This is a genomic window from Saccharomonospora iraqiensis subsp. iraqiensis (assembly GCF_000430445.1).
GTDB lineage: Bacteria > Actinomycetota > Actinomycetes > Mycobacteriales > Pseudonocardiaceae > Saccharomonospora > Saccharomonospora iraqiensis.
In genome coordinates, this window is sequence record NZ_KE387138.1 from 1 (window position 1) to 1551 (window position 1551).

3 protein-coding genes are annotated in these 1551 nt (G+C 74.3%); all 3 read right to left on the reverse strand.

Annotated features, from left to right (window positions below; genetic code table 11):
- Positions 1–216 precede the first annotated feature (216 nt).
- Positions 217–792, reverse strand: coding sequence for an alkaline shock response membrane anchor protein AmaP (gene amaP / locus ACTIR_RS0120800; protein WP_026455713.1), 576 nt, complete (start codon positions 790–792; stop codon positions 217–219).
- Entirely contained in the window at positions 792–1337 is a 546-nt protein-coding gene (locus tag ACTIR_RS0120805) for a DUF6286 domain-containing protein (protein WP_026455714.1), read from the reverse strand. Before ACTIR_RS0120805 ends, amaP begins: the two co-directional genes overlap by 1 nt.
- Before the next feature lie 18 nt (positions 1338–1355).
- Positions 1356–1551 (reverse strand): Asp23/Gls24 family envelope stress response protein (locus tag ACTIR_RS24665; protein ID WP_154663832.1); only part of this gene is annotated, 196 nt, incomplete at its 5' end.

A 1551-nucleotide genomic window follows, 5' to 3' on the forward strand; every position in this document is an offset into this window, starting at 1 on the left:
TCGCCGAGGGCACGAGCCCGTCCGCGGTGCCGCGTGTCAGCGGCGGACCGGGATCCCGCCCGCGGCGGGTGCGGGCGCGCCCTCGCGGCACCCTCGATCCCGGATCGCCCGTGCACGAACACCACCTCCAACGCTCGCCACAACGTAGCAAACCCCGGGGGGTATTCCGCGTCGGGATCGGTGTCGGGTCGGTGACGGACGGGGGCGGCCCGGGTGTCAGGCCGTCCGTGCCGCGCGGCGGGTCGTCACCGCGAGGTCGAGCCGGATCTCCAGGTCCGGCCGGTCGAGCGCGTCGCGGGCGCGGGTGAGCGCCTCCGTCTCGATGCGGCGGCGCAGTGCCGCCACGTCGGCACGCTCCTCGACCGTGGCGGCCACGACGAGCGTGGGCCGTGCGGAGTTCCCCACGAACCGGGCGCGGGCCGAGTCGACGCCGCTGTAGCTCTCGATCTCGCCGCTCACGGCGTCCGGCACCGCGTCCGCACGCAGCGTCGTACGCCCCGGGCCACCCTCGGCGGGGAGGTCGAGGTCCCCCGTGCGGTCGGTGGAGAACAGGATCGCCAGCAGCCACCGCACGCTCAGGGCGACCACGATCGCGGCGACGGCCGCGACGACCGGCCAGAGCCAGCTGCTGTTGCGGTCGACGAAATCGGCGACCACGTTGTCGAGCAGTGGCTCCTGCCGGATCGTGTCGCCGAACAGCCCGAGCGAGGCGGCGCCCGCGAGCACCCCGACGGCGAGCAGGAGCACCGCGAGGACGAGCAGGGCGGTCCGGTTGGTGCGGTCTGCGTGCATCATGCGCTCCGGGTGCGGATCGTGACCGACGGGGAGGACCGCAGTTCGAGCTGTTCGATCCGGCTCCGCGCCGCCTGCTGCGCGGACCGGCGGAGCTCCGCCACGGCGGCGCGGTCCTCGCTCGCCGTGGCGGCCTGCACCCGGACCCTCCGGCGTTTCACCGTGACCTTGGCCGAGCGGATGCCGTCCACCCCGGTCACCGCGGAGCGCACCGCCGTGGCCACGCCCCGGCGGGTGTAGGCGGCGTCGACGGGACGCGCGTCGGAGGAGTCGGTGACCGGCCGCGCCCGCAGACGGCGGACGCGGGGCCGCTTCAGCTCCGCGATCAGCAACAGCAGCCCGACCACCAGGCAGATCACGGCGATCACCTGGATCAGCACGTCGCTCCAGGAGGTCGTCTCCGCCCAGCGCACCAGCGCCTGCCAGTCCCACAGCACGGGACCGACGCCGAATCCCGCGGCGACCACCTCGATGATCAGCAGCAGACCTCCGGCGATCAATGCGAGGCTGAGCAGCGTCGCCAGCAGCCGGTTGACGAATCTCATGGTCGACCTCCTCCGCGGTCAGCGCGCCCGGGGCGGACGCTCGGGCGAGATCAACTCGACGACCTCGACGTCGATGTCGGTGACCGTGAGGCCGGTCAGTTCCGCGACCCGGCCGCCGACCCGCTCCCGGACCCGGGTGACGACGGCGGGCACCGACGCGCCCCAGCGGACGCCGAGCACCACGTCGAGGCGTACGAGCGCGCCGTCGACCTCG

Bases quoted from the DNA above. Each gene is read 5' to 3' on its own strand.
- amaP (WP_026455713.1), bottom strand. From the start codon at position 792: ATGCACGCAGACCGCACCAACCGGACCGCCCTGCTCGTCCTCGCGGTG.
- ACTIR_RS0120805 (WP_026455714.1), bottom strand. From the start codon at position 1,337: ATGAGATTCGTCAACCGGCTGCTGGCGACGCTGCTCAGCCTCGCATTG.